Genomic DNA, 20,736 nt, shown 5'->3' on the forward strand with positions numbered 1-20,736 from the left:
GGTCAGAAATCGTTGGTGAAAATTGGATACTTAGTGGGCGAGAAAAATGAGAACTACGACCGGTATTGCGAAGCCGGCAGCTACGATAGGCCAGGTGCTGGGGCGTCTCTTGGCGTGAACCCAAAGTAGGGCTAGGCCTGTCAGGCAGAATATGACGCAAGCTACGGAAAAGACGTCCATGTAGACTATCCAAGCGAAGCCGGTGTTACGCCCTTTGTGCAGGTCGTTTAGGTAGGCAATAAATCCTCTGCTGGTCGTCTCGTAGATGACTTCGCCGGTTTCGCGATCGATGCTCATCCAAGCGTCGCCTCCAGGACGTGGCAGGTCCAAATAAATATCAACGTCCGACCATTCATAAGAGCGACCACCGGCATGAACTCCCATTTCGGAATCTAGCCATCTTCGCAGTTCTGTGGGGAGTGGCTTTCTTTCGTCGATCGCTTGATCGTCGGTGAAGGCGATCGCCTTTAGCAAATGGCTGGGAAGGGTAGCCTCGGACTCTTCGACTACCGGCTGAGATTTAATCTTGCCGGCGTGGTTTAGGGTGATGCCGGTAATCGCGAATAGAATCATCGCGACTAGGCATATCGCGCTGCTGACCCAGTGCCACAGGTAGAACTGTTTAGTCCAGAACGCCTTTTTACGTTTAGCTCCCATCTACGACTCGTCCCCATCTGATGAGTTTGGATAAGCGGGGTTCGCTTGGTTTGGCAGGGGAAGGGTTCGTTTCATCTATTGAGCAAAATCTGGATGTGTGTGGAAGAAGGTCGGTGATATTAGCTGTCTTGAGCCTTTGTTTCTGCTCCATGAGGGATTTCTCCGACTCGATGCGGGATTTCCTTTGGGGAGCTTTTTATCACTCTAGTCCGAAATGACTACCGGACGTGCCCAAGTATCGATAGATCCGCGGCAATGGTGCAGCGAGCCGTAGCTCGTAACGGCTCCGTTTAAATCCTTAGGGAAAAGGAAAATGGATCCGATCAGAATTTCGTGTGTAGGGATGCCCAGTAGATTCTGAATCTCCTCGGAGCGAAGAATTCCGCCGCTAGACCAGTAATTTGGGATCTTTCTCGCCGTGGCTGCTAGCAACATGTTTTGTACTGCAGATGAAGCTGCAGCTATATGTTCCATATTCTGAATACTAGGCTCGAATAGTTGCTCTGTGGCCGAATCACTCGGGTTTGGTATCCAAGTGGTTTGGATCATGTATTCGGCGACCGCTAACATCTGGGGGATCTTCGTTGTGTTTCCGAGTTCCAGGATCTTTTTCCTTAGCTTGCGGCATTGCTTAGCGTCGAGGTGGTAGCATCGCCAGGGCTGATGTCCCTGCAGGTCGCCTTTCTTGCTATCTCGGGGTATGGGCTTATGAAAAGGGGCGGCGTCAGCTGCTTTCAGGATCGGTTTTAAATCAAAACTCGGTTCTTCGCCTGTGCTCCACGGAGTCTCGCTCAGGGCCTTGGTGGTGCAGCGGGATTGAATGATAGAGTCTAGGATGGAGGGGAGTTGTTCTTGGCGTTCTGGCGTCATTCTCGGTGGTCAAAATTCGTTTCGAGGTGCCGTAGTCGGCGTTTCGACTTCGTGTGCTTTTCTATCTCTTTATAGCGATCGCTTACGAACTTAGGGGTGCATTGATTTCGTGCAATCTAGATGCTGACATGTAGTTAGATAAGGGATACCAACGTCTTTCGTGGAGAAGGACGTCTTGGCTGGAAGGCTAGGCTTGAAGCTTACGCGCCTTGCAGAGATGGCTCCCGCAGCTCGCAACGCGAGCGCACTTCCCACAGACGTATTTGGGCCGGGCTACCAAGGACTGGATTTCGTCGAAGTGTTCCTTCATGTGGACCTTCTTGAGTCCACAGAGCGATTTGATTTTCAGTTTCATAGCGGTCGTTAGAGATTCGACAGAATGACTGAAATGGAGGCATACCTCCACTCTGGGAGGGATTATGGGGACTCTGAAACGGATTTAGCGCTCTCGCCGGTGTTAGGAAGCGATCAACGAGAATCCATGGGTTGCATGGTTACCTGAACGGAGACGACTTGGTTCCCGCCCCCGGTTACCGCTCCGCCGAGCATGCTTACATCCGAGTAGTCCCGACCATGGGCGACTCTTACATGCTGGTCTCCGCAGACGATATTATTGGTGGGGTCTAGATCCATCCAGCCGTACGCAGGGTCAAAAACGGAAACCCAAGCATGGGATGCGTCCGCTCCGACCAGTCTTTCCTCGCCCTCGGGTGGGTGGGTCAGGATGTATCCGCTCACGTATCTGGCGGCGACTTTGCAACTGCGGAGGGCTGCGATCATGAGGTGGGCGAAATCTTGGCAAACTCCTCGCTTATCTCGTATGATTTGGCTGACCGGGGTGTTTATATCCGTCGCCTTGGAGTCGAATTCGAATTCGGTATCGAAGGCTTCTAGCATTTCGGCGAGAGAGTCGCCTATCGGTTTTTGCGCTTCGAAGAACCGTTTTCCGAAGGTTTCCACCTCGGGTAAGTCCGGGGTGGCTTCGGTATGGTAGAGGAAGGGTTTGGTGTCGACGTGAGAGGGGTGGGAGTAGTCTAGGTGGGCTGCCTTGACCTGGGCCCAGGTGCTCTTGAGAGCGAACATGTCAGGGGTGCTCCGCATGACCTCTACCAGACTTCGAGCGTCCACTACCAACGACTCATGGCTCTCCTGTATGGAGAAGGTATGCATGGTGTTTTCGAAAAAATCGATCCGTTCGATCAGATCAGAACTTGAAGGCTCGGTTTTTAGCGAAAAATGCTGGCACACTTGCTGAGCGTCGTTGAGCGGCTTGAGGTGGGCAGAGTGGTGCGACGTAGATACCGGAAACTGGTAGTCGTAAATGGTGCGGTGCTGGATCTGGTAGCGTGCCATATCAACCGAGGTTTATTTGCGCCGACTGTCGGACCTGGGGTTGCGTATGAGCGAAGTAGGTGCTCTCGATGTGTGACCCAAGCAAGCCAAGATTGGTGATTATTTCTTGGAAGAACGTATCGAGCTTTCCGCCTTCTCCTCTCGAGTCGATGGTGAAGGCTGAGATATCGGCGAGGGCTACGCTGCTGAAAACTCGGAGGGCGGTTTGGTCAATCGGGTTTCTCTCGCCGTTTATGGCGTGAGGGAGCTCTGCGAGCAGGTTTTTCAGCTGTTGGGCTTGGAAGGCGAGGGCTCTCGGATTATCGTAGTCGAGACAAATGACATCGAGTGTGTTGATATCTGTGTATGTATTCAGATATCTACGACGGTAAGTCATAGCGCTGTCCGCCCAGGCTAGAAGTTTTGGGATTAGGATTTCGTCGTCCTTTTCGCGTCCAATGAAACTGCTTTGCAGCATGTTGGCGATAACTCCTGCCCTCTCAATTCGTCTGCCAATCTCGAGGAAACGCCATCCTTGAGTGCGAGTGGTGTTCTCCATGAGATTTCCGATGAAGGCGGATAGAGCTTCTAGGGAGTGTTCCAAGAGCTCTATTGTGGCGTTGTCGTAGACTGAATGGTCCTGGTTCTTGGTCGCCTGGGTGATGTCGCGCATGGCGACCAGTCGCTTCCAGGTATCGGTCGAAAGTCGCTCCTTCGCTTTGCTGGCAGTTCGCTCGACAGAGGCGATTGTGGAAATCAAACTGTCGCTGTTGTTTTCGTTGAACAAGGCTTCCAGAATCGCCTCTTCTGTTTTTGCCGTATTAAGGGTGGTGCCTTTGTGGGATAGGAAACCGGAAATGTTTTGGTTGGAAGGAACGATTTGCTCCAGGAAGGGGATGGCGACCTTTTGGTTTTCGGGGGCGGATTCCTCGGCTAGGATCGTCCACAGGGAATGGAGAACGCGTGTACGCGACTCGGCACGTTCGATATAGCGACCTAGCCAGAAGAGATTGTCCGCTGAGCGGCTTGGCAGCTCGCTTTGGGATTTTTGTAAAGAGGAGACGGATACGTGGGCGACCGGACGTTTTTCCTGAACGCCCTTGTGCTTGGATTTTCCGACAACCCAGACGTCTTTGGAGGTTCCACCTCCGGCTGTCGTGATTGAAAGGTCGGTCACTGACTTCGAGTAGCGCGCCAGTCCACCCGGCATCATTTTCCATCCGTCCTCTGTGGCCACCAGGAACACGCGTAACTTTGAGTGGCGGGACACCAGTTTGTAGCCGTCGGCAACGGGTATCGTGGAAGCGGATACGATTTCTTGCCCGCAGTACGCCTCGGGGCGATGGTTGATGCGGGCGATCAAATCCTGCTTCTCCGCAGTCGTCAGATTGGGACCGAACTGAGAGTTTATGCCGGACGCCCAGAAGGTGGGCTTGATGGCGAGGCGATCGATGTTGTCGATGACGAACTTCTTTTCGCTCTCCTGACCGCACCACCAAGTCGCGACCGACGGAATTTCGAGGGATTCGCCTAGGAAATTGCGGCTAAACCAGGGCAGGAAGGCGAGCAGGGACGAGGTTTGTACGAAGCCGGATCCAAGCGAATTGGATACGGAGAGATTTCCTTGCCTGACTGCGTTGGTTAGACCGGGCACGCCGATAAGCGAGTCGGAGCGGAGCTCTAGCGGGTCGCAAAATTGGGAATTTACTCTACGCAGCAACACGTCGACTCTCTGCACACCGCCGATAGTCTTCATGTAAAGCTGGTTGTTGCGGACGGTTAGGTCCGCTCCCTCTGCAAGCGTGTAACCCAAGTTGCGGGCTAGGAAATTGTGTTCGAAATAGGTCTCGTCCGTAGGACCTGGGGTGAGAAGGGCGACATTTGGGTTGTCGGAACGGAAAGGGCTGAGCGACTCGACTGCGCGCGAGAAGGCGTTTACGAATGGCTGTAGAGAAGCGACCTCCATTGCCTGCATCAGTTTGGGCAGGGTTCTGGTTGCCAGCATGCGATTTGCGAGGGCGTAACCTAGTCCCGAAGCAGGCTCCACGCGGTCCCCGAGAACGATCCAACTGCCATCGGGGCCTCGGGTTAGATCTGCGGAGTAGATTTGTATATGCTTGTGACGATGGCTAACCAGCCCGTGGCAAGGAGGGTGAAAGGATGGATTGCCGTAGAGAATGTACGGATGCATGCCCCCGGAGCGAAGCAGGGTCTGGCGGCCGTAGACATCTTCCAGCACGAGATTCAGGAGGTGGACACGTTGAGAGAGGCGCTCTTCCAAGTCCTCGATCTCTTTTGCGTCCAGCATGAGGGGAAGGAGGTCGAGGCTCCACTGGCGTTGGTGTTCGGCCTGGTTGTCTTGGTAGACGTTGTAAGTGATGCCGTTCTCTTTGATCAGCTCATCGAGCTGCTGATGGCGCTGTTGCCAGGATCCTTCGTCTATCTTGCTTAACTGACTGGCCGCGGCGTCCCAGTGTGGGCGTGGTTTCCCATTTGTATCCAGATACTCGTCGTACTCTCCGGATGGGGCTACATAGGAGTCCATCCAGTTCTTGCTGGTACTATTGTTTCGAGAGGGAGGAGGCATTCTTGTCGGTCAAAATTCGCTATCGGAATCGGGATAGTGTGCTTGCCCAAAGGGTAGTCAAGTTGCCACGGAAGTCTAAATTTTAGAGTAAAGTAAAAGGGTATCTGGTTTGGGAGAAAACCTTAAGAGTCGCTGGGTATCGCGAGGTGGTTTTCGCTTACTCCAAGGTGTTTTCGCTCCCATTTCTCGGCAGCCGTTGGTAGTCTGCCTGATCAGCTGCTGCCTACGAGCTTGATCCAGCTGTCGTAAGCGCTGCTCGCAAAAGTGGAGACGCAATTTGGGGGACTACCGGTCTAGGATTCAGCAGTGTCAGCTGTGCCCGTTTGACTCCGGGTAGGAAGATTACACCTCTGTGAGCTCGGCGGCGGGGTCGTAGATGCCGCCGCCCATGTATTGCTTGCTCATTTCGGACGCGATGTCTGCGAGATCGTCTTCGATTTCCTTGATCAGCTTATCTCCTTTGGTTCCCTCTAGGTCGGCAGCTGTGGAGTAGTTTAACTTTGCCACTAGTTTGCCTGTTAGACGCTCTGACTCGTTCGAGTAATGAGAAGTTGGGCAACCTGAAATGGCATGCATAGCTCCTTGCAGCCTCTGCACGCAGTGGAGAGTGGAGCGAGGGAAAGTTCTGGAAAGCAGGAGGAATCGTTTAATCAAAAGTGGATCCACCTCTGCCGAGAAGTCGTGCTGAAATGCCTCGAACCCGGAGCAGCCACGAAGAATAGCGGCTAGTTGGGCAGCCTCGAGGGTTTCGTCTACTTGTTTGTCGCCCCTCGCCATATACGTCTTGGTATCAAGGATACGGCAGGTTTTGTCGGCTCGCTCGATTTGGCGACCACAAACGATGTATTCAAATCCCAATTCATGAGGGAAGGTTGACTCAATAATGCCTTGGAAAAGGAGGGTGGATTCCTTGATAGCCTGGAAGAATCCGAAGTTTATCTCGCTACAAACCTGATTCGCGTCTGCGCGTTTCACATAGAGGTAGAGCTTGTTCAGAGTCTCCCACATTTCCGAGGAGATCTGGTCGCGGATCATACGAGCGTTTTCTCGAGCTGCGGCTATACAGCTGTAGACTGAGCTCGGGTTGTCCGAGTTGAAGGTCAGAAACTCGGTAACGTTGTAGCTGCTTCGTTCTTTGTAGAGCGAGTCGAACAACGCCTCGTCGCCGAGACTGCGCAGCAGCGGTTTCCAGTGTTGGTATCCGACTTCCTCGCTGGAGTTTTCGGATTCGAGTAAGGTTTGGTGGGTGACGTCTACCAAGCGTACGATATTTTCCGCACGTTCGGTGTAACGGCTCATCCAGAAAAGGGAGTCAGCGACGCGACAGAGCATGGTGATACTAATTAAATGTTGGGTACGTTGGGGCTATTTGTCTTGTTTCAGGACCCAGGTGTCTTTGGAGCCCCCGCCTTGGGACGAGTTCACGACTAGGGAGCCCTTGCGCAGAGCGACTCGGGTAAGTCCTCCGGGCATCACTCTTACTTTGTCCCCGTATAGGATGTAAGGTCGTAAATCGATGTGTCTGCCATCGAATTCCTTATCGCAGTAGGTTGGGTGGCGCGAGAGCGAGATGGGCGTTTGGGCGATGAAATCTCTTGGGTGCGCTTTGACCTTCTTCTTGAAGTCTTCCACCTCGGCCTTCGTGGCCTTTGGCCCGATCAGCATGCCGTAGCCGCCTGCTTCGTTGGCTGCTTTTATGACGAGCTTGTCCGCATTTTCCAAAGTGTAGTCCAGATCTTCCTTTTTGTATGGGAGCCAGGTCTTCACGTTGGGCAGGATGGGCTCCTGATCCAAGTAGTACTTGATCATATCCGGGACGAAGCAGTAGGTCACTTTGTCGTCGGCGATTCCGGTGCCGACCGCATTTGCCAAGCCAACGTTTCCGGCTCGGTAGGCTTGCATGAGGCCGGGGACGCCGAGTACGGAGTCTTTGCGGAAGGCTTTGGGATCCAGGAAGTCGTCGTCGATACGTCGATACAGGACATCCACCTTCTTCAGGCCCACAGTGGTCTTCATGTATACGAAGTCGTTTTTAACCACCAAATCTTGGCCCTGGACAATTTCTACCCCCATTTGGCGGGCTAGGAAGCAGTGTTCGAAGTAGGCGCTGTTATATACGCCGGGAGTGAGGACGGCCACGGTCGGGTTGTCGCTCTCGTTTGGACTGGCGAATTTAAGCGTCTTCAGGAGCTGGTCGGGATAGTCCAGGACTGAGCGGACACCTGACTTCGGGAAGAAACGCGGGAAGGCTCGCTTCATTACGTTTCGGTTTTCGATCATGTAGGAGACGCCGGAAGGGCAGCGTCCATTGTCCTCTAGTACGAGGTAGTCTCCGTTGTCGTCGCGGATCAAGTCCGTACCGCAAATGTGGATGTAGATATCGTTGGGAGGGCTGAAGTCTCGCATCTCTTTGCGGAAGTGTTTCCCGGTTGCGAGAACCTCGGCTGGAATAATGCCGTCTTTGACGATCTTCTGCTCGTGGTAGATATCTTTTAGAAATAGGTTCAGGGCTACGATGCGCTGAGTGAGACCCTCTTCGAGCATGGTCCACTCTTTGTTAGGGATGATGCGGGGCATTAGGTCGAACGGGAATATTCGCTCGGTGCTTTCTTCGTCCCCGTAAACAGTGAAGGTGACGCCTTGTTGTAGGAGAGACAGATCGACGGCCTCTCGCTTTTGGTCGAACTCGGCTGTGCTCAGGGTCTTGAGCCGCTGAAAAATGCCTTCGTAGTGGGGTCTGGGTTTTCCGTCTTTTTCGAACATTTCGTCGAAGAAGCCGGTATGGTCGTATTCAATCTGCATGAAAGGGAGGAGGTTTTTAAAGTAGATTAGGCGATTAGCATTTCGGATGCCACCACTGCGACTCTAGCCTCGAGTGTCGCATATTTGTCTGTAGCCTGTATCTCGGCCTTAGGTCATCGGCGACACGCGTCAGAGTGGCAGCCAGCAAAGTAGATTTGTAGCGTAGGCATTAGCAAGATTACACTGCTTGCGAACGTCGTGTAGTGTGAGTTGCTCTAATTCTCTTTGTTTTAGCTCTCTGGGCGCAACTTTCGATTTGCCCCGCTTAGTTAAAGCGCAATGCTGTTCAATTCTTCGTCCTTAAGTATCCAACAGAAAGACTGTATTATGGCTATAGCTACTGGCACCAAAGCACCTGATTTTACTTTGAAGAGCAAAAACGATGAAGGCCTTGCCGACATCACACTAAGCTCGAACTTTGGCTCGTCGGCCACGGTTCTGCTCTTCTTCCCGCTCGCATTCACCAGCGTCTGCCAAGACGAGCTTTGCGGTATTCGCGATTCTTTGGCTGAGTATTCTAACGTCGACGCGGTGGTCTACGGAATCAGCGTGGATAGCCCCTTCTCGCAAGAGGCTTTTGCGAAAGCGAACGGTCTGAATTTTCCCTTGTTGAGCGATTTCAACAAGGAAGTAAGCAAGGCATACGACGTGCTGTTTGAAGACCTTCTAGGATTCAAGGGAGTATCCAAGCGCTCTGCTTTTGTTATCAGCAGGGACGGGGAAGTTGTTTACTCCGAGTCGAGCGACGATCCCAAGCAGCTGCCAGACTTCGCTGCTATCAAGGCTGCTCTCGCCTAGGGCGTCCTCGCCTTTGAACCTTCGTTCGGCAGGCTTCCCGCTTGTCGGCTTTTGGTTTACTCTGTTCCGACCAATTTGCCTTCCACAACGACTGACTAGAAACAAATGAGCGACCTTCCGAATCCGCTTAACTCACTGAAGACTTTCAACTCCGGCCTAGAGGGCGAGTCGTTTTACTACTCGCTTCCTTCTTTGGAGGAGGGCGGAATTGGTCCTGTTTCTAAGCTGCCTGTATCCATTCGGGTGGTACTGGAATCTGTGCTTCGAAACTGCGATGGTAAGCGAGTCAAGGAGGAGGATGTCAAGAAGCTGGCGAACTGGAATGCAAAGGACCCTGCCAAGGTTGAGATCCCCTTCGTTTTGTCCCGCATCGTCCTGCAAGATTTCACAGGCGTCCCTCTGCTGGTTGACTTGGCGGCAATGCGTTCGGCAGTCGCTGAGCTGGGTAAGGATTCTTCGATTATCGAACCCCTTGTTCCAGTTGATCTAGTCGTAGACCACTCGGTGCAAGTGGACAAGTCGGGCACTGCTGATTCGTTCTTGCAAAACATGGCGATCGAATTCCAGCGCAACATGGAGCGCTACGAATTCCTGAAGTGGGGGCAGCAAGCTTTCGACACTTTCCAAGTAGTCCCTCCCGGCATCGGAATCGTTCACCAGGTTAACCTCGAGTATCTCGCCAAGGTGGTCCATGCCAAGGCAGTCGAGGGGGGCAATGTATTTTTCCCAGACACCCTTGTGGGTACGGACTCGCACACGACCATGATCAATGGACTTGGCGTAGTGGGTTGGGGTGTTGGCGGCATCGAAGCAGAGTCAGGCATGCTGGGACAGCCAGTCTACTTCCTGACGCCTGAAGTAATTGGGGTCAATTTGACCGGCGAGCTGAAAGAAGGGGTAACCGCGACCGACTTGACGCTTCGCATTACCCAAGTCCTTCGCGAGAAGAAGGTGGTCGGCAAATTCGTGGAATTTCACGGAATCGGTGCCCGTAGCCTATCCCTTGCTGACCGAGGAACCATCGCCAATATGGCTCCGGAATACGGCGCGACCATGGGCTACTTCCCAGTAGACGAAAAGTCGCTGCAGTATTTGGAGGCGACTGCTCGCGATCCGAAGATGGTCTCAGCTGTCAAGGCATACCTCGAAGCTCAGGACCTGTTTGGAATTCCAGCCGCTGGTGAACTTGAGTACACCGATGTAGTTGATTTGGACATGAGTACGATCGAGCCGAGTGTGGCTGGGCCAAAGCGTCCTCAAGATCGCATTGATGTTAAGGACCTCAAAAGTTCCTTTGAGGACTTGTTTACCAAGAGTCCTGCGGACGGTGGTTTCGGGCGAGACGAGTCGGATCGCGGCGTGAAGGTCACTGTGGAATCAGACGACGACACTGATGGTCAAGAATTGGCTCACGGATCTGTGCTCATCGCTGCAATAACCTCTTGCACAAACACTTCCAACCCGAGCGTGATGATTGCGGCAGGCTTGCTTGCCAAAAAGGCGGTGGAAAAAGGCTTGTCCGTAGCTCCTACAGTGAAGACATCACTGGCTCCGGGGTCCCGAGTCGTCACTGATTATCTGGCGGAGACGGATCTGCAATCTTCCCTGGACGCTCTTGGTTTCAACCTTGTTGGCTACGGCTGTACCACCTGTATCGGAAACTCTGGACCTCTGGCCGACCCAATTGAAGCGGCCATCAGCAAGGGTGAGTTGGTTGCAGCCTCTGTGCTTTCCGGTAACCGAAATTTTGAAGCTCGTGTGCACGGTTCGATCAAATCGAACTTCTTGATGTCGCCTCCTTTGGTCGTCGCTTACGCCTTGGCGGGAAGGGTCGATATCGACCTCTTCGAAGATCCGATCGGTACAGGTAAGGATGGAAGTCCTGTCTTTCTGAAAGATATCTGGCCGACCAATTCGGAGATAGAAGAAGCGGTCACTCGAGGGCTGAAACCGGAGATGTTTAAGCGTCAATATTCGGATGTGGCCAGCGCCAATCCCGAATGGCTGAAAATCGAATCCTCGACGGGTGACCTCTACGAGTGGGATGATAGCTCCACCTATATTCACCATCCGCCGTTTTTCGATGGATTTTCCATGGAGGTGGGAACTATCGAGCCGATCGAAGGGATGCGACCACTCGCCATTCTCGGTGACTCAGTTACCACCGACCACATTTCTCCCGCCGGCGCTTTCAAGCCCGAGACTCCAGCCGGAGTTTATCTCCAATCGAAGGGCGTCGAGCCCAAGGATTTCAACTCTTACGGAAGTCGCCGCGGAAATGATCTGATCATGACTCGTGGCACCTTCGCGAACGTACGCGTTAATAACCTGATGGCGGACGGAAAGGAAGGCGGCTTTACCAAGATAATGCCGGAGGGGACACCTTCCACGATCTTCGATGCCTGTCAGACCTACAAAGAGCGAGGCACCCCGTTGATCATATTTGCCGGAATCGATTACGGTATGGGCAGCTCTCGCGACTGGGCTGCCAAAGGAACTAATTTACTAGGCGTCAAAGCTGTTGTAGCCCGCAGCTTCGAGCGCATACATCGTTCCAACCTGATTGGTATGGGCGTGTTGCCGCTCGAGTTCCCCGACGGACTAAGTGCTCAATCGCTGGGACTCGATGGAAGCGAAATCGTGTCCATTCCCGGCCTTGGAGATGACCTCAAGCCCGGCCAAAATCTTACTGCTGTCATCGAGCGAGAGGGTGGCAAGATCGAGGAAGTTGAGCTAAAGGTGCGGGTTGATACCGATATTGAAGTAGAATATATTCGCAACGGTGGTATTCTCCCGTATGTTTTGCGGGACATTATCAAGGCGGCCAAGTAATTGTCGATTATAGCCGCTACAGGCGTTATTCCCATTAAGCGCGTTTCGAAGTCATGCCAGAAGACAATCCTGTTTTTTTAGTTGATCCGTATTCCAGCCCAGTCGCGGTGCGGATCACTGGTCGTGCGTCCTTTCAGAACGTAGTGCCACTCAAGGAATTTCTTAAAAGTTCCTATGCGACGGGCAAACGGGACTTCGTGTTCGATTTCAGCCTCTGCTCAGGGATGGACAGTACCGTCCTAGGCGTTTTGGCGGGTTGTGCTCTGGAGTTGCGACGCCTCGAGCCCAAGGGGTCACTCGTTCTTTCTCGATTGAGCGACAGAAATCTCGAGTTGGTCAAAAACCTCGGCCTCCATCGTATCGCCACTGTTGACACTGGCAATGGTGCGGCTGAATCGGGAGGTGGAGGAGCAACTACAGCTTTGAGCGCGAAGCAGCTCAATGAGCTGGAAAACGCGCGTCTCTGTCTCGAGGCGCACGAAAATCTAGTAGCAGCGGATTCGGAAAACCAAGAGAAGTTCCAAGACGTCATCGCCTACTTGAAGAATCGGGTAGAAGACGAGGCCTAGGCGAATCTCGAGCTCAACTTCAAGCAGGGGAAGAATCGTGAACGCTCCTTCTCTCGCCTCGCTCCTTTCGAGCCTCGGCACTCGCAGGATACGAACTTAGCAAAGCCATGGTTTGGTTCATCGTTCTCTCTCTGTTGCAGCTGACTGTATTTGCCGGTTGGCTGTACTTTCGGGAGTTGAAACGGAGTTCCGAATACTTGGAACGGGCCCAGCTCGCTCAGCAGGAAAAGCTTATCGTCGCTGATTTCATGCACGAGATGGTGAAGGCATTGGGGGAAGGCTTAAGCGAATCGGAGCTTTTCCAGCGCATCGTGCATGCGTCAGTTGCGAGCACCGGGGCCCTCAGCGCCTGCGTATTCAAGAAAACAGAGGGTGATACTCTCAAGAGCGTCGCGGTTGAGGGGCTATTTCCTCCGCACAGACCACTCTCGGACCACGTGAGCTCACAGATCGCCACTAGAGCCAAGTTTTTAGAGAACGTGCTTCGTTCCGAAGAGTTCCCAGTCAGCGAAGGGATCGCGGGCGAGGCGTTTCGGACCAAGCAGACCATTCGCATCACGGGTGATGATCCACGAGTCGTCCAACATGGGGATCCTGCCTTAAAGGTCACTGCTGCGATTTGCGCGCCGATCGTTTTTAGAGACGAAGTGCTAGGGGTGCTGTCCGTTTGTAATTCTTCCGATGGTGACGCCTTTACAGCGACCGATGAATCAGTTGTCCAATCGTTAGCTGAACAGGCTGGCTTGGCGATCAAGTACAACACCTTCCTGGGCCTGCTGATGGAGCGTAAGCAAATCGACGTCGATTTGGCTCTCGCGAGAAATATTCAGATGATGCTGCTTCCGCAATCCCTGCCCGAGGTCGAAGGTGTGGATATCGACTCGCGCTATGTTTCCTCCCACACGATTGGAGGCGACCTTTACGATGTGATCCCTCTTGGCGATAAGCGGTTCGGCGTAGCAGTGGCAGATGTATCTGGAAAAGGGATACCGGCATCTATTATAATGGCAATTTGCAGGACAAATTTGCACCGAGTGGCTCAGTCGGGGCAATCGCCTGCTTCCGTTCTGAGTGAAGTTAATCGCGCTATGACGGGTGAAGTGAAACAGGATATGTATGTGACCGTCCTATACGCGGTAGTTGATCTGGAGCGGGACGAAATCATTTACGCGAGAGCTGGCCACGAGCGGCCGCTTTTGTGCTCCGTTGATCGTGTTCGTGGAGGATCCTCAGCTTCCTATCCTGATAGTAACGGGTTCCCGGTCGGTATGATGGAGCAGGACATATTTGATCCATTTCTGGACGAGAAAACGCTTCCGTTTAGGAGGGGCGATATCTTTATGGCCTTCACAGATGGAGTGATCGAAACCAGCAACGCGACCGGTAAGGAATTTTCCACCGCCCGCCTTGCTGATTCTGTGAAAGCATCTCGCTCGAAAGATGCAAAAGGTATCAACGACGTTTTGCTGGGCTCGCTCGAGAGCTTTAGTGGGAAATCCACTTACGACGATGATCTTACGCTTGTTACGATCAAGCGGGTTTGAGGAAATAGACTATAATACAAGCGTTTGTGGGCTGATTCTTTGAGTTGTCCTTTAGCCTTTGCTAACTTTATTGGTCTTATGAAGTTTCCCTCCCTTGTTCCTCTTCTCGGAATTTGCATTTGCCTCCCGTGTTTGATGCGAGCGGTCGAGCCCAGCGACCAAGTTGTCGAGGGTGGCGAGAGCTTTTTGTCCTGGCAGGATGTTGTGCGTACCTATGAGCCGATCTATGTTGGATACACTTTCGACGAGGATGATCAGGCTTTTTTGGATTTTTCGCTATCGGTAATCACTTCTGCTTCAATACTGTTTCCCTGGGAGTCTTGGAATCCGAGCAACAAGTTCCCGACTCCAGGCGGCCATTACGATGAGCCGAAGCTCTTTAAGTATCAGCCTAGGCTTTACTTGGCATTTAGTGGAAGAGCAGGCCAATATCTCGGCACTCGCGAATCCTCTCCTGTAGTAGGAAAGCGGTTTAACCCAGTAGGGATAATGCGCTGGTGGACGCGTGGTGGAGATCTCACTACAAACGAATCAGGTGGCCTCAGTTTGCATGACTATTTCGAGCTATCCTATGGTCATGAATCCAATGGCCAGAGAATCGGCGACATCGAAAACCCTCAGTCCCCGGAAGAGGAAAACCTGGGTCGTACCCGCTTTGAGGCATTACAGAGGGAGTATGCTTTGGTGGATGGGGATGCTAGTATCGCACGAGACGAGTTGAGCCGAGGTTGGGATTATTTGGGGGTCCGCTGGGCCAAAAGCTGGAAGCTGAAAGAAGGCAGAACACTCTTTCTCCGTTTGGACGGAAGGTATTATCTCGAAGATGGGATTTTGCAGAATGGGGCGGAGGAATATAACCTCTGGGAAGGGGACGATTACTGGCTAGCTGAATACGATGGAGACATAACGCGCAGCAAAGTGGATGGTATTCGCGCCAGCATACGCTTGCAGTCGGAAACCTTAAACTGGTTCTTTCAGGCGAACGAACTGCAAATTGACCTAGCCACAGGTTATGAGGATTTTCTCGAAAGGGTGACGGCTCGAATAGAGCTGGGCTTCAAGTATACCTCTCTGTGGTATAGGTATGGATACAATAGCGATTTGGTTAACTACTATCGCAAGGATAGCTCTTTCGGAGTAGCTATCAAGATTCGCCGCTTCTAAAATAAACCGTGTCGAGGGCCTGGTAAATTACATAACCCAAGAGCATTCCGCTGATGGCTAAGGCTGCCAATATCGGGTGGTCAGGTCCGTATTCAAAACCTTCCTTCTTTGCTTTGGCTAGGTCTTCCGGGTGGTAGATGCTTGATTTGCAAAATAGCAGGCAGGCGAAGAACATGCCGGATACCGCTAAGAAAATATGCAGCCCGTAGGTGAATGCAGTTAGCTCGTGCCCTTCGATTTGGGTAGAACTGACTCCGAAGATGGAAGCTGCGGCCATCATCCCAAGCGCAAAAACGTTGATCGGAGTTCTTGCCTTAACGACTGCTCGCCACGCTCCTTTCTCATTTGAGCTGGCTTCGCTGTCTCTGTCTTCGCCTGGACAGCCGCAATGGGGACAAGCTGGGGCACGGCTAGAAATTTCTCGGTCACAGTCTGGGCAGTTTATTAGGGGCATAGTCTTAAGTTGGATTGGGGGGGAGAGATTTTAACCGATGGCGAAGGTTAGGGTTCTTGAATTATCATCTTCGGTGATCGAGCTTTGGTAGCTGTATCCAGCTTTTTGTAGCACTTTCTGAGAGGCTGAATGCTCCTCTGCTACGGTGGAAATGATTCGGGGTAGTTGGAGTTCTTTTTGGCCGTAGCTAGTCATACCCTTGGCGACTTCTGTCCCGTACCCGTGGCCCCAATACTCTTTTCTCAGAGCGTATTTAAGTTCAGGCTCGGGTTGTCCGCCTGGGTGAACGATGCCGCAAAATCCGATATGCTTCGACGTCGTTTTTTCGTAAATAGCCGAAAGGCCATATCCTCTTTGTTTGTAGTTTTCCAAAGTGATATCCACCCATTTGATACAGTCGGTGTATTTAATCGGGCTGCCGTCTCCGACCCAAGTCATGGCCTCCTCGTCACTGTAAACTTCGAAAATGTCCTTAACATCTCCCATGTCGATTTCTCGGACATCGAGTCTTTCGGTGGAGAAAAGTTGCTTAGGCATGGGTGGGTGAATCCTATTCTCTCAACCATAGGTTGATTTCAAACTCTGCAGAAGCTCCTTCGATTCGCTGTTGCTTTTGAGCTCGTATTTTTTCCCGTCGAACGAATCGAAGAGCATTTGATGCTGCTGCAAAGAGAATTCGTCATCTTTGGATTCGTAGGACGCCACCCAGTCCAACAGCATTGTTAGGTTTTTGTCCTGTGCGGCGGGGGAGGAGTATTTGTGCGGCTCCCAAGGACGATTTCGGCAGTTGCTCTGACATGCCTTTACCCCTGGATTTAGAAATACCATGGAGTTTGCTGAGTCGGCTGCATATTCCAGCAGGCTGGAGTAGCACCCTTCTATCACCCATTTTGAGTGCTCGGAGATGAAAGTGTCTATAGCCTCGAAACTTAGGTGCAACGTTTCGCGCACGCCCGGCTGGTTAGGTTTCCATGCAATTGAATCGAGGTCGAGATGAGCGACCTCGGGGAGGCAGGCGAGATTCTTTGCGAAAGTCGATTTGCCAGATCCGGAATTACCGAAAACGAGGATTCGTAGCATAGCTACATCTTGTTACCCCAAATAGGGATGATGACAAGCTCGACCAAGCCTCGTCACGAGTTCGTTTGCTCTTTCTTAGGGCAGGCCCCGAAGCGTTTTTTGTAAGCTCTGCTGAAGTCTTGAGGATGCCTGTAACCCATATCGAAGGCGACGCTTTTGACGGAGTGACCTTCTAGTCGGAGTAGGTTGCGAGCCTGTTCCATTTTCAGTTTTCGGAAGTGCGCTCCGGGGGATTCGCCAACTTCGTTTATGAAAAGGCGGTGCAGGGTCATGGGCGAAATGTCTAGGAATCGAGCGAGTGAGGAAGAGGGATTTGTCTTGTTTAGATTGTGCAACATCCATTGACGCGCTGCTAGGACGCGGTTTTGCCCGTCGCTACTGTTCTGACTGTCGCGAGCTCTTTGAAAGGCTAGGTCCAGCAGACTTCTTATGTGAGCGAGGGTGGCTAGACCGTTGGCGGATGTATCCAAGGTCAGGATGCGGCTTTGCTCGTGCAGGGCTGCAAGCATGCGAATTTGGTCCTTTGAGAACGCTACGGTTTCTGCCTCGTTCTCACTACATTCATTACCTTCCGATTTGTCCTTCCAAATCCAATTGAGGACTTTGATGGAGTTCCCTTTTTGTAACGGGAAGCCGAATGGGTACCTTGGCCCACAGCGCAGTCCTTCGCCTTCAGTGAAGTCGCGGCTGCCGTTTCGGTGTTGGATCGTGACGTTTCCTTCCAGGAGCACCCAGTAGGTCCAGCCCGGATTGCTATGGACCGGAATCGCCTCGTCGCTGAAGTTTCTAGCTCCCCATCCCAGGTAGAGAAGTCCCTCCTGAGCCTTGCCTTGCCAGGTCGGGTAACGCTCCGACGGAGGTACAAGTTTGTGTGGGTAGTCATCAGATGGCATAGCAATTTATAACATCGGGTTATTCTCGCCGTTATCAATTCTCTTTTTAATCGGGGTTCGAGTGTGTATGGGGCCTACATGAAAAACGCATTTGATCTCACTGGACAGCGAGCTCTCATCACTGGGGGGGGCACCGGATTGGGCCTCGGAATGGCTAAATGCTTGGTTGCTTGCGGCGCGGAAGTGGTGCTGGTTGGCCGCCGGGAGAACGCTTTGCAGGAAGCGGTTGAAGGCATCGGAGAAAGGGCGAGTTACCGAGTTTGCGACGTGACCGAGTTGGAGCGTATTCCTGCTTTGGTCGAAGGAGTCGAGACGGAGATCGGGCCGGTGGATACTTTGATCAACAATGCCGGCGTGCATCTGAAAAAGGATGCCAGCGAGATTTCCGATACCGCTTTTCAAAATGTCATGCAGACGCATGTGAATGCTGGCTTCGCCCTCAGTCGCGAGTTCGGAAAACGCATGATGGAGCGTGGCACCGGAAATATCATTTTCACCGCTTCGATGGCTTCTCTTTTTGGAATTCCGCTGGTGGCGGCTTACTCCGCTGCGAAGACCGCTCACCTTGGGCTGGTGCGTGCTTTGGCCGCCGATTTCTCTCCTCGTGGAGTTCGTATCAACGCGATCGCTCCCGGCTGGATTCACTCCGAAATGATGCATAAGGCCCTCGATGCGGATCCTAAGCGCAAGGAGAAGATTCTTACGCGAACTCCCTTGGGCGTGTTTGGCGATCCAGAAGACATTGGTTGGGCGGCGGCTTATCTTGCCTCACCAGCAGCCAAGTTTATCACCGGAGTTTGCCTGCCAGTGGATGGCGGCGCCTCTGTTGGATTTTAACCCTTAGCTTTCTATACCTCGAATGCACTTAGGATTTGGTTTATACCGACACATGCTCGACCAAGAGCACTTGCGTTTCGCCAAGCAATGCGGAGCCACGCATATCGTCGTCCACTTGGTCGACTATTTTAACCAAGCAGGAGACGGAAGCGATCAACCCACTAGCGGCGGCCGTGGTGGAGGCTGGGGCCATGCAGGTGATCCCGATAAGCTTTGGAGTCGCGAGGAGCTGCAAGCGGTCAAGGATCTGATCGAAGGGGAGGGCTTGATCTGGCACGCGGTGGAGAATTTCGATCCTGCCCATTGGCACGATGTTTTGCTCGATGGACCAAAGAAGGAACAGCAGATCGAAGGCTTGAAGCAGACCATCCGCCTTTTGGGGGAAATGGGAGTGGCCATCATGGGCTACAATTTTAGCTTGGCCGGCGTTTATGGTCGTACCATCGGAACCTACGGTCGCGGTGAAGCGGGTGGAGTGGGTATGGAGGGCTTCGTGGACGAAGAGCCTATGCCGGATGGAATGGTCTGGAACATGACTTTTGATGAGAACGCGACTGGCACTGCGCAGCGGACACGAATCAGCAGCGATGAGTTGTGGGAGCGTTTGACCTATTTTCTAAATGAGTTGGTCCCGGTGGCGGAAGAGGCCGGCGTGCAACTAGCTGCCCATCCGGACGATCCTCCCGTGCCTCGCTTGCGGGATACTCCGCGACTCGTCTATCAACCAGACATGTATCAACGCCTCCTAGACATCGTTCCCAGCAAAGCGAGCGGTTTAGAGTATTGCCTCGGCACCCTGGCGGAGATGACGGAAGGGGATATCTACGAGGCTACCGAGAAATACGCCGCGCAACAAAAGATTGGATACATTCATTTTCGAAATGTGCGAGGCAAGGTGCCCGACTATCGTGAAGTGTTCATCGATGAAGGGGATATCGATATGGTCCGTATTTTAGAAATTCTTAAGAAGCACGATTTCCAGGGAGTCCTCATTCCAGACCACGCACCAGGTATGGCTTGCAGCGCTCCGTGGTACGCCGGAATGGCTTACTCCATGGGCTACATGAAGTCCGCTATGGCAGCTTTGGAAAAGTAGTTCTGAAGTAGCAGTTCATTTTCCTAGCAAAAGAGCCCGCGGAGTGATCCGCGGGCTCTTCTTTTTCCGAAAGTCCGTTAGAGGTTACGCCAGCTCCGCCTCTTGGGCGGTGGGGAGATCCGTGTATCCTTCGCTTGTTACAGGAAGGTACCATTTGGCCGGATCCAGTTCTTCATTTAGCGCCCAGCCGTGTTGGAATCTCTCTACGAGATCGGGAGTGCTGATGAAAGGACGGCCAAAGGCGATCATGTCCGCCTCGCCGGAAGAGATACGTTGCTCCGCTGTTTCTTGCGTGTATCCACAATTTCCGATTAGAGTCCCATGGTAGACTTCGCGAAATTGAGCCAAAGTGAGCGGCTCGCCGCGCTCGTGAAAGCCGAAGGCGAGCCCGTCCATCATATGAAGGTAGGCCAAGCTGTATTCGTTGAGTCGAGACGCGACATATAGGAATTGCTCTTGGTAGTCGTTGGAGCCCATGTCGTTGAAGACTCCATTGGGGGCGAGGCGAACTCCGACTCGATTCGCGGGAAAAACGTCGAGAACTGCTTGGACCACTTCGTCGAGGAAGCGGTAGCGGTTTTCAATCGATCCTCCATATCCGTCAGCGCGGTGGTTGGTTTTGGACTGAAGGAATTGGTCAATCAGATAGCCGTTCGCTCCGTGGATTTCCACTCCGTCGAAATTCGCTTCCTGCGCGTAGATGGCCGCCTGTTTGAATTGGGCAACGATTCCCGGGATCTCCTCCGTTTCCAGAGCTCGGGGCGTTTCGTAGTCTTTTTTTCCTTCCGGGGTGTGGATTTGGTCGTTTTCGAGGCGGATTGCGGAAGGGGCAACCGCGAGGGTGCCGTTGTTCAAGGCGGTGTGGGTGGCTCGGCCTGGGTGCCAGATTTGCAGGAAAATTTTGCTGCCCTTCGCGTGGACCGCATCGGTGACTTTTTTCCAACCCTCTACGTGTTTTGGTTTGAAGGCTCCGGGCTGGTGCATCCAAGCGATCGCGTCGGGGGAGACGGCAGTCGCTTCTGCGATCAGGAGGCCGGCTCCAGATCGTTGGGCATAGTATTCGCCCATGAGATCGGTAGGCGTAAAGTCGGCCTCGGCCTTGGTCCGTGTCATGGGCGCGTGCACCACGCGGTTGTTTAGCTGAAGGTCTCCGAGCTTGATCGGTTCGAGAAGTTTTGGTGAAGCGGTCATATGATCAAAGCACGAATCAGAGATGGAATC

Annotated in this window: 19 protein-coding genes; 7 read left to right on the plus strand and 12 right to left on the minus strand. The window is 52.8% G+C overall.

Going from position 1 to position 20,736, the window contains the following annotated elements; genetic code table 11:
- Positions 1 to 30 precede the first annotated feature (30 nt).
- The 7 genes from H5P27_RS07630 to H5P27_RS07660 form a co-directional block, all read right to left on the minus strand.
- Positions 31 to 657, minus strand: a complete 627-nt coding sequence (locus tag H5P27_RS07630) for a PepSY-associated TM helix domain-containing protein (protein ID WP_185659799.1) — start codon at positions 655 to 657, stop codon at positions 31 to 33.
- Positions 658 to 861: 204 nt separating this feature from the next.
- Positions 862 to 1,527, minus strand: coding sequence for a nitroreductase family protein (locus tag H5P27_RS07635; protein ID WP_185659800.1), 666 nt, complete (start codon positions 1,525 to 1,527; stop codon positions 862 to 864).
- A 187-nt stretch (positions 1,528 to 1,714) separates the two neighbouring features.
- Positions 1,715 to 1,882: a hypothetical protein gene (locus H5P27_RS07640; RefSeq protein ID WP_185659801.1), complete on the minus strand. Its 168-nt coding sequence runs from the start codon at positions 1,880 to 1,882 to the stop codon at positions 1,715 to 1,717.
- 113 nt (positions 1,883 to 1,995) lie between these two features.
- Positions 1,996 to 2,880, minus strand: a complete 885-nt coding sequence (locus H5P27_RS07645; protein ID WP_185659802.1) for a transglutaminase family protein — start codon at positions 2,878 to 2,880, stop codon at positions 1,996 to 1,998.
- 1 nt (position 2,881) lies between these two features.
- Positions 2,882 to 5,446 carry a circularly permuted type 2 ATP-grasp protein gene (locus tag H5P27_RS07650; protein ID WP_185659803.1) on the minus strand — a complete coding sequence of 855 codons (2,565 nt, stop codon included), beginning with the start codon at positions 5,444 to 5,446 and terminating at the stop codon, positions 2,882 to 2,884.
- 342 nt (positions 5,447 to 5,788) lie between these two features.
- Entirely contained in the window at positions 5,789 to 6,778 is a 990-nt protein-coding gene (locus H5P27_RS07655; RefSeq protein ID WP_281384248.1) for an alpha-E domain-containing protein, read from the minus strand.
- Between the two features lie 33 nt (positions 6,779 to 6,811).
- Positions 6,812 to 8,248 carry a circularly permuted type 2 ATP-grasp protein gene (locus tag H5P27_RS07660; RefSeq protein ID WP_185659805.1) on the minus strand — a complete coding sequence of 479 codons (1,437 nt, stop codon included), beginning with the start codon at positions 8,246 to 8,248 and terminating at the stop codon, positions 6,812 to 6,814.
- 327 nt (positions 8,249 to 8,575) lie between these two features.
- Between H5P27_RS07660 and H5P27_RS07665 the strand changes: the two genes are divergently transcribed.
- The 5 genes from H5P27_RS07665 (at position 8,576) to H5P27_RS07685 (ending at position 15,155) form a co-directional block, all read left to right on the plus strand.
- Positions 8,576 to 9,046 (plus strand): redoxin domain-containing protein, encoded by a 471-nt coding sequence (locus H5P27_RS07665; protein WP_185659806.1) that lies wholly within the window; start codon positions 8,576 to 8,578, stop codon positions 9,044 to 9,046.
- 105 nt (positions 9,047 to 9,151) lie between these two features.
- Positions 9,152 to 11,878, plus strand: coding sequence for an aconitate hydratase AcnA (gene acnA, locus H5P27_RS07670; protein WP_185659807.1), 2,727 nt, complete (start codon positions 9,152 to 9,154; stop codon positions 11,876 to 11,878).
- Between the two features lie 53 nt (positions 11,879 to 11,931).
- The gene (locus H5P27_RS07675) at positions 11,932 to 12,447 is read left to right on the plus strand and encodes an STAS domain-containing protein (protein ID WP_185659808.1); all 516 of its coding nucleotides are present in this window, start codon (positions 11,932 to 11,934) and stop codon (positions 12,445 to 12,447) included.
- 107 nt (positions 12,448 to 12,554) lie between these two features.
- Positions 12,555 to 13,991 carry a PP2C family protein-serine/threonine phosphatase gene (locus tag H5P27_RS07680; RefSeq protein WP_185659809.1) on the plus strand — a complete coding sequence of 479 codons (1,437 nt, stop codon included), beginning with the start codon at positions 12,555 to 12,557 and terminating at the stop codon, positions 13,989 to 13,991.
- Between the two features lie 78 nt (positions 13,992 to 14,069).
- Positions 14,070 to 15,155: a hypothetical protein gene (locus H5P27_RS07685; RefSeq protein ID WP_185659810.1), complete on the plus strand. Its 1,086-nt coding sequence runs from the start codon at positions 14,070 to 14,072 to the stop codon at positions 15,153 to 15,155.
- Here the strand turns inward: H5P27_RS07685 and H5P27_RS07690 are convergent.
- The 4 genes from H5P27_RS07690 to H5P27_RS07705 are packed head-to-tail and all read right to left on the minus strand — an operon-like array spanning position 15,136 to position 17,582.
- Positions 15,136 to 15,609, minus strand: a complete 474-nt coding sequence (locus H5P27_RS07690; protein ID WP_185659811.1) for a hypothetical protein — start codon at positions 15,607 to 15,609, stop codon at positions 15,136 to 15,138. The genes H5P27_RS07685 and H5P27_RS07690 overlap by 20 nt on opposite strands.
- A gap of 30 nt (positions 15,610 to 15,639) precedes the next feature.
- Positions 15,640 to 16,146, minus strand: a complete 507-nt coding sequence (locus H5P27_RS07695) for a GNAT family N-acetyltransferase (RefSeq protein WP_185659812.1) — start codon at positions 16,144 to 16,146, stop codon at positions 15,640 to 15,642.
- 21 nt (positions 16,147 to 16,167) lie between these two features.
- On the minus strand, positions 16,168 to 16,689 hold the full coding sequence (locus H5P27_RS07700) for a P-loop NTPase family protein (protein ID WP_185659813.1): 522 nt from the start codon (positions 16,687 to 16,689) through the stop codon (positions 16,168 to 16,170).
- A 53-nt stretch (positions 16,690 to 16,742) separates the two neighbouring features.
- Positions 16,743 to 17,582 (minus strand): helix-turn-helix domain-containing protein, encoded by an 840-nt coding sequence (locus tag H5P27_RS07705; protein ID WP_185659814.1) that lies wholly within the window; start codon positions 17,580 to 17,582, stop codon positions 16,743 to 16,745.
- A 78-nt stretch (positions 17,583 to 17,660) separates the two neighbouring features.
- Between H5P27_RS07705 and H5P27_RS07710 the strand changes: the two genes are divergently transcribed.
- Together H5P27_RS07710 and H5P27_RS07715 are read left to right on the plus strand one after the other, a co-directional pair.
- Complete coding sequence (locus H5P27_RS07710; protein ID WP_185659815.1) at positions 17,661 to 18,419, plus strand: SDR family NAD(P)-dependent oxidoreductase; 759 nt, start codon at positions 17,661 to 17,663, stop codon at positions 18,417 to 18,419.
- A gap of 22 nt (positions 18,420 to 18,441) precedes the next feature.
- Positions 18,442 to 19,515 (plus strand): mannonate dehydratase, encoded by a 1,074-nt coding sequence (locus H5P27_RS07715; RefSeq protein WP_185659816.1) that lies wholly within the window; start codon positions 18,442 to 18,444, stop codon positions 19,513 to 19,515.
- Between the two features lie 84 nt (positions 19,516 to 19,599).
- On the opposite strand, the gene H5P27_RS07720 is transcribed toward H5P27_RS07715, so the two are convergent.
- Complete coding sequence (locus tag H5P27_RS07720; RefSeq protein WP_185659817.1) at positions 19,600 to 20,706, minus strand: alkene reductase; 1,107 nt, start codon at positions 20,704 to 20,706, stop codon at positions 19,600 to 19,602.
- Positions 20,707 to 20,736 lie beyond the last annotated feature (30 nt).

This window comes from Pelagicoccus albus, from assembly GCF_014230145.1.
Taxonomy (GTDB): Bacteria; Verrucomicrobiota; Verrucomicrobiia; order Opitutales; family Opitutaceae; genus Pelagicoccus; species Pelagicoccus albus.

What these genes read in the sequence shown, in the direction of transcription:
- acnA (WP_185659807.1), top strand. Translation starts at nt 9,152, where the DNA reads ATGAGCGACCTTCCGAATCCGCTTAACTCACTGAAGACTTTCAACTCC.
- H5P27_RS07640 (WP_185659801.1), bottom strand. Translation starts at nt 1,882, where the DNA reads ATGAAACTGAAAATCAAATCGCTCTGTGGACTCAAGAAGGTCCACATG.
- H5P27_RS07665 (WP_185659806.1), top strand. Translation starts at nt 8,576, where the DNA reads ATGGCTATAGCTACTGGCACCAAAGCACCTGATTTTACTTTGAAGAGC.
- H5P27_RS07705 (WP_185659814.1), bottom strand. Translation starts at nt 17,582, where the DNA reads ATGCCATCTGATGACTACCCACACAAACTTGTACCTCCGTCGGAGCGT.
- H5P27_RS07720 (WP_185659817.1), bottom strand. Translation starts at nt 20,706, where the DNA reads ATGACCGCTTCACCAAAACTTCTCGAACCGATCAAGCTCGGAGACCTT.
- H5P27_RS07685 (WP_185659810.1), top strand. Translation starts at nt 14,070, where the DNA reads ATGAAGTTTCCCTCCCTTGTTCCTCTTCTCGGAATTTGCATTTGCCTC.
- H5P27_RS07690 (WP_185659811.1), bottom strand. Translation starts at nt 15,609, where the DNA reads ATGCCCCTAATAAACTGCCCAGACTGTGACCGAGAAATTTCTAGCCGT.
- H5P27_RS07650 (WP_185659803.1), bottom strand. Translation starts at nt 5,446, where the DNA reads ATGCCTCCTCCCTCTCGAAACAATAGTACCAGCAAGAACTGGATGGAC.
- H5P27_RS07635 (WP_185659800.1), bottom strand. Translation starts at nt 1,527, where the DNA reads ATGACGCCAGAACGCCAAGAACAACTCCCCTCCATCCTAGACTCTATC.
- H5P27_RS07715 (WP_185659816.1), top strand. Translation starts at nt 18,442, where the DNA reads ATGCACTTAGGATTTGGTTTATACCGACACATGCTCGACCAAGAGCAC.
- H5P27_RS07700 (WP_185659813.1), bottom strand. Translation starts at nt 16,689, where the DNA reads ATGCTACGAATCCTCGTTTTCGGTAATTCCGGATCTGGCAAATCGACT.
- H5P27_RS07710 (WP_185659815.1), top strand. Translation starts at nt 17,661, where the DNA reads ATGAAAAACGCATTTGATCTCACTGGACAGCGAGCTCTCATCACTGGG.
- H5P27_RS07680 (WP_185659809.1), top strand. Translation starts at nt 12,555, where the DNA reads ATGGTTTGGTTCATCGTTCTCTCTCTGTTGCAGCTGACTGTATTTGCC.
- H5P27_RS07630 (WP_185659799.1), bottom strand. Translation starts at nt 657, where the DNA reads ATGGGAGCTAAACGTAAAAAGGCGTTCTGGACTAAACAGTTCTACCTG.
- H5P27_RS07695 (WP_185659812.1), bottom strand. Translation starts at nt 16,146, where the DNA reads ATGCCTAAGCAACTTTTCTCCACCGAAAGACTCGATGTCCGAGAAATC.
- H5P27_RS07655 (WP_281384248.1), bottom strand. Translation starts at nt 6,778, where the DNA reads ATGCTCTGTCGCGTCGCTGACTCCCTTTTCTGGATGAGCCGTTACACC.
- H5P27_RS07645 (WP_185659802.1), bottom strand. Translation starts at nt 2,880, where the DNA reads ATGGCACGCTACCAGATCCAGCACCGCACCATTTACGACTACCAGTTT.
- H5P27_RS07660 (WP_185659805.1), bottom strand. Translation starts at nt 8,248, where the DNA reads ATGCAGATTGAATACGACCATACCGGCTTCTTCGACGAAATGTTCGAA.
- H5P27_RS07675 (WP_185659808.1), top strand. Translation starts at nt 11,932, where the DNA reads ATGCCAGAAGACAATCCTGTTTTTTTAGTTGATCCGTATTCCAGCCCA.